The organism is Streptomyces sp. SID3343 (assembly GCF_009865215.1).
Lineage (GTDB): Bacteria > Actinomycetota > Actinomycetes > Streptomycetales > Streptomycetaceae > Embleya.
The window spans coordinates 1-4,569 of the sequence record NZ_WWJX01000352.1; the positions used below are offsets into that span (position 1 = coordinate 1).

Annotated in this window: 5 protein-coding genes and 1 tRNA gene; 4 read left to right on the plus strand and 2 right to left on the minus strand. The window is 66.7% G+C overall.

Translation table 11 applies throughout. The features are described 5' to 3' along the window. From GT354_RS12020 to GT354_RS12030, 3 genes are all read left to right on the plus strand, one after another. A partial coding sequence (locus tag GT354_RS12020) for a DUF3631 domain-containing protein (RefSeq protein ID WP_161356288.1) occupies positions 1-663 on the plus strand: 663 nt, incomplete at its 5' end. A gap of 296 nt (positions 664-959) precedes the next feature. Next, on the plus strand, positions 960-1,154 hold the full coding sequence (locus tag GT354_RS53825) for a helix-turn-helix domain-containing protein (protein WP_346011992.1): 195 nt from the start codon (positions 960-962) through the stop codon (positions 1,152-1,154). Continuing rightward, positions 1,151-2,386, plus strand: coding sequence for a tyrosine-type recombinase/integrase (locus tag GT354_RS12030; protein WP_161356290.1), 1,236 nt, complete (start codon positions 1,151-1,153; stop codon positions 2,384-2,386). Before GT354_RS53825 ends, GT354_RS12030 begins: the two co-directional genes overlap by 4 nt. Before the next feature lie 100 nt (positions 2,387-2,486). Here GT354_RS12030 and GT354_RS12035 read toward each other — a convergent pair. Together GT354_RS12035 and GT354_RS12040 are read right to left on the minus strand one after the other, a co-directional pair. Beyond that, positions 2,487-2,558 (minus strand) — tRNA-Val (locus GT354_RS12035). 53 nt (positions 2,559-2,611) lie between these two features. Beyond that, entirely contained in the window at positions 2,612-3,064 is a 453-nt protein-coding gene (locus tag GT354_RS12040; RefSeq protein WP_161356291.1) for a TIGR02611 family protein, read from the minus strand. A 364-nt stretch (positions 3,065-3,428) separates the two neighbouring features. Here GT354_RS12040 and GT354_RS12045 point away from each other — a divergent pair, with 364 nt between their 5' ends. Then, positions 3,429-3,842, plus strand: a complete 414-nt coding sequence (locus tag GT354_RS12045) for an SsgA family sporulation/cell division regulator (protein ID WP_161356292.1) — start codon at positions 3,429-3,431, stop codon at positions 3,840-3,842. Positions 3,843-4,569 lie beyond the last annotated feature (727 nt).

Consider the following 4,569-nt stretch of genomic DNA (forward strand, 5'->3'; position numbering starts at 1 on the left):
GTCGCCGGACTCGGCTCCCTGCCGGACACGATCCTGACCCGGTCCGTCATCGTCCGCATGCGTCGACGTGCCCCGAACGAACACGTCACCCCGTTCCGCGCACGTATCCACACACCCGAGGGCAACGCCTTGCGCGACCGCCTCGCCGAGTGGGCGAACGCCGTCCGCGAACAGCTCTCCGGGGCGTGGCCCGAACTACCGGAAGGGGTCACCGACCGTCCCGCGGACGTGTGGGAACCCTTGCTCGCGGTCGCCGACGCCGCCGGCGGTCACTGGCCCGAACGCGCCCGCAACGCATGCGTCGAACTGGTCGAAGCGTCCAAGGCCAACGACAAGGGCTCCCTCGGAATCCGACTGCTGACCGACCTGCGCGACCACGTGTTCAACGGCGCCGACCGTGTGCCCACCGTCGCGATCCTCGCGACCCTCACCGCGAAGGACGACGCGCCGTGGGGCGACATGAACGGCAGGCCCCTGGACTCGCGCAGCTTGGCGAAATGGCTGCGCGAATACGTCACCGCCGACAACACCCCGATCAACGCACGCAACATCCGGACCAACGCCGGCCTGGTGGTCAAGGGCTACTACGCGACCGACCTGCACGACGCGTGGACGCGCTACTGCCCCCCACCCCCCGAAAAGTCCGCTACATCCGCTACATGATCTTCAAAACCACGTCTGACCAGCGGAAACCATGTAGCGGATGACCCCAAATCATCCGCTACATGTCCGCTACACATCCGCTACGCACTACAGCCCAACCGGGCGGATGTAGCGGATGTAGCCGCTACATCAAGCGCATCCGCTACAGAAAACAGCGCTCTGACCTGCGCTGTAGCGGATGTAGCGGATGTAGCGGACTTCCAGGGGTGAGGCGGGAGACCTCGAAGTCTCCCCGCCCCGGTGCGCCTCCTTCCTCGCTCTCTCGTCTCGGAGGAACCGTGTCTTCCGTTCGAACCGTGATCGAACCCAAGTGGTACAGCGTTGACGAAGTCGCCCTCATGCTCGGCTTCGGCAAGTCCAAGACCAAGAACCTGATCGCCACCGGTCGCCTCAAGTCCATCAAGGACGGGCGCAACCGCAAGATCATCGGGCGCTGGGTGGACGAGTACGTGGCGTCCCGCGTGGCCGAGGTCGAAGGGGCCGGCTGGTGACCGCGAAGCGGCAGCGCCACAACGGTGAAGGGTCCATCTACCCCTACCGCAACGGTTACGCGGCCTACGTCTGGGTGACCAAGCCGGACGGCTCCCGCGACCGCAAGTACGCCTACGGCAAGGACCGGGAGGAGACCCACGACAAGTGGCTCGCGCTGCACGCCGCGGCCAAAGCCGGGCCCGTGGCGACGAAGTCCCCGACCGTGGGCCAGTACCTCGCCTACTGGCTCAAGGAGGTCGTAGAGCCGTACCTGCGGCCGACGGCAGCCGCTACATACGAGTCCCACGTCCGCATCCACATCGCCCCGCATCTCGGCGCCAAGTCACGAGACAAGCTCACCGTGCGGGACGTGCAAACGTGGGTGAACCGGCTCGCGGACTTGTGTCAGTGCTGCGAGCAGGGCAAGGACGCCGCGCGTCCGCCGGAGAAGCGGCGGTGTTGCGCGCTCGGCAAGGCCCAGTGCTGCGAACAGACCCTGTCCGTCAGGTCGATCCGAGACATCCGGGACGTGCTTCGGTCGGCGCTCGGCAACGCGGTGCGTGAGGAGGTGTTGACCAAGAACGTGGCCGCGCTCGCGCGGGTGAGCAACGCCAAGCGCAGCAAGCGCAAGGCAAAGCCCTGGACGGCCGACGAAGCGAAGCAATTCCTGGAGTCGGCCCGTGACGACGACGACCCGCTGTTCGCCGCCTACGTGCTCATCCTCGTGTTGGGGATGCGGAAGGGCGAGGTGCTGGGCCTGACGTGGGACGTGGTCGACTTGGAGGGCAGAGAACTCGACGTGCAACGGCAGCTCCAGCGCGTCGGGCGACAGCTTCTCCACACCGACACGGCCAAGACCGAAGCGTCCGAAGTGCCGCTCCCGCTACCGGACATCTGTGCGGCGGCTCTGCGCGTGCGACGCAAGCAGCAGGAGGCGGACCGTGCTGCGGCGGGTGAGGTCTGGGAGGACCGGGACTTCGTCTTCTCGACCCGGCACGGCACGCCGTACGAGCCGAGGAACTTCAACCGCAGCTTCGACGCTCGGTGCGAGAAGGCCAAGGTGCGGCGCATCACCGTGCACAACACGCGGGACACGTGCGGCACGCTGCTCGTGGCGCTGGACGTGCACCCGCGCGTGGTGATGCAGATTCTTCGGCACACGAAGATCGCGGTGACGATGGAGGTCTACGCCAAGGCGCCGGACAAGCAGACCCGCGATGCTCTGCGCAGGCTCGGCGACTGGCTCGACTGAGCTTCGCGGAGAGCTTTTCGGGGTACCCACTGCGGTACTTTGCTGCTGGCAGCACGACAAAGCCCCGGATCATTTTCATGATCCGGGGCTGTGACCTGGGTGGGCGATACTGGGATCGAACCAGTGACCTCTTCGGTGTGAACGAAGCGCTCTCCCGCTGAGCTAATCGCCCGGGCGCAGAGAGAACGTTACCGCATGTGCGGGGGCGGCTGTGCCCGGGACCGGTCAGAAGGGCAGGGCCATGCCGTACTTCACGAGGTACAGGGCCACTGCGGCGCCGATCAGGATCAGGCCGATGACGAGCATGATCATGTTGCGGCGGCGGGTCTTGGGGTCCAAGGCGCGGTTGGCGGCCTTGGTGACCTTGTCCTTGGTCCACAGGAGGGTGCGTTGGGCCCAGACGAACTCGGTGCCCAGGACGGCCAGGCCCAGGAAGATGACGGCCCAGCCCGGCCCCGGGAGCGGGAGCATGATGATGCCGGCGACGATGATCGCGAAGCCGATCACGGCGACGCCGATCTGCCAGGTCATGTGCAGTGGCTTCGAGCGCTTGATGAAGGCCGGGGCACGCGAGCCGAACGGCTTCGGCTCCTTCGCGGCCTTCGTCGTCGGGTCGGCCGGGTCGCTGTCGGCCTCCCGTGTGCTGCTCGCGCCGTTCGTGGTGACCCCCGTGTCCATCGCTTGTCTCCCTCTCTCCTCGTGCCGGCCGTCGTTCACCGGAAACACCTCCGTCTGCCTTCGGCCGGGCCGACAACGGCATGGCTTGACGTGACTGATTTTGCTTGCGCTTGACAACGCTACAAGGGGGCAGACGATCGGTGTAGGCCAGGCGGTTCGACGCGAGCCCGATCCGAGTGTGAACTGAACGTCTGTTCCCACCGGAAATCATGCGGGCGAACGTTACACCTCCACATCGCTCTTAAGGAGTACCCAGACGCCCGTATATCGGGCAGAGACGTTTACAAGAGGTCCGCAGGTGGGATGTTGCGAACGCCGACGTGCGAATCCCCGAGCGCACACTGAGCGAAAGGCCATGGCGCTTATGAACACCACGGTCAGCTGTGAGCTGCACCTGCGCCTCGTCGTCTCGAGCGAGTCTTCGTTGCCAGTCCCCGCAGGGCTGCGATACGACTCTTCGGACCCGTACGCCGTGCATGCGACCTTCCACACGGGTGCCGATGAGACCGTCGATTGGGTCTTCGCCCGCGACCTTCTCGCGGATGGGCTGCGACAGCCCTCCGGCACCGGCGACGTTCGTGTGTGGCCGTCACGGAGCCACGGACAAAGCATCGTGTGCATCGCCCTCAGTTCGCCCGAGGGTGAAGCCCTGCTCGAAGCGCCCGCACGGGCCTTGGAGTCGTTCCTGAAGCGGACGAACGCTGCCGTTACCCCCGGCAACGAGCACCGCTTCTTCGACCTCGACCGGGAACTCTCGCAGATTCTCGCCGAGAACTGAGCGCCCCGGATCCCGCGGGCACGCCCCTGCCCACGGCGCCGGTTCGCACGTCAGCGCTCCACCGCAGCCACCGTCCACACGGTGGGACAACGGTGGAGCGTTTTCGTGTGTCCGAGAGCGCCGACGGGCCCTCCCCGACCCCGCGCGGCCCGAGCCCGTCCAGGGTTGTTCGGGCGGTGTCGCCGCCGCCCCGGTCGGCTCCCACCGCGGGTGACGCCCGGTCGCTCCGATGGCGCTGCACACGTGCGCGAGCGGGTGAATCGGACACGCGCCGACACGCCCCGCGACCGCTCGATCCGAATACGTACATGAAGTGGACAGGGTGGAAAGAAAGCGCGCAGTCGAACACATTTTCCGCTCAAACGGAATGTGTTCGTATTCATCCCTGCGAGTGGCTCGACGAGTACTGCGCGTGTATTACGCAACGCCCGGAAATCCGCAAATCGGGATTCCCCGACTTCGGTTCCCGGACGCGGGCAACACGCGACTTCCCGGGCGGCTCTCCAACCGGCTTCCGGGCGGCTTCCGACTGCGGCTTCCGGGCGTGGCTCTCCGTCGGTTCTGCCGCCGGCTCCGCGCCCGGCTTCGCGTTGTCGGTCGGCTCGCGGTCAGATCCCGCGTCGGCGCAGGATCTCCTCGATGTCGGCGAACTCGTCGTCCACCGCGCCTCGCGCGGCGCGACGCGAGCGCGGCGCGGCGGCCGGCTTCGGCTGACGGCTCTGCGGCA

What these genes read in the sequence shown, in the direction of transcription:
- GT354_RS12040 (WP_161356291.1), bottom strand. Translation starts at nt 3,064, where the DNA reads ATGGACACGGGGGTCACCACGAACGGCGCGAGCAGCACACGGGAGGCC.
- GT354_RS12045 (WP_161356292.1), top strand. Translation starts at nt 3,429, where the DNA reads ATGAACACCACGGTCAGCTGTGAGCTGCACCTGCGCCTCGTCGTCTCG.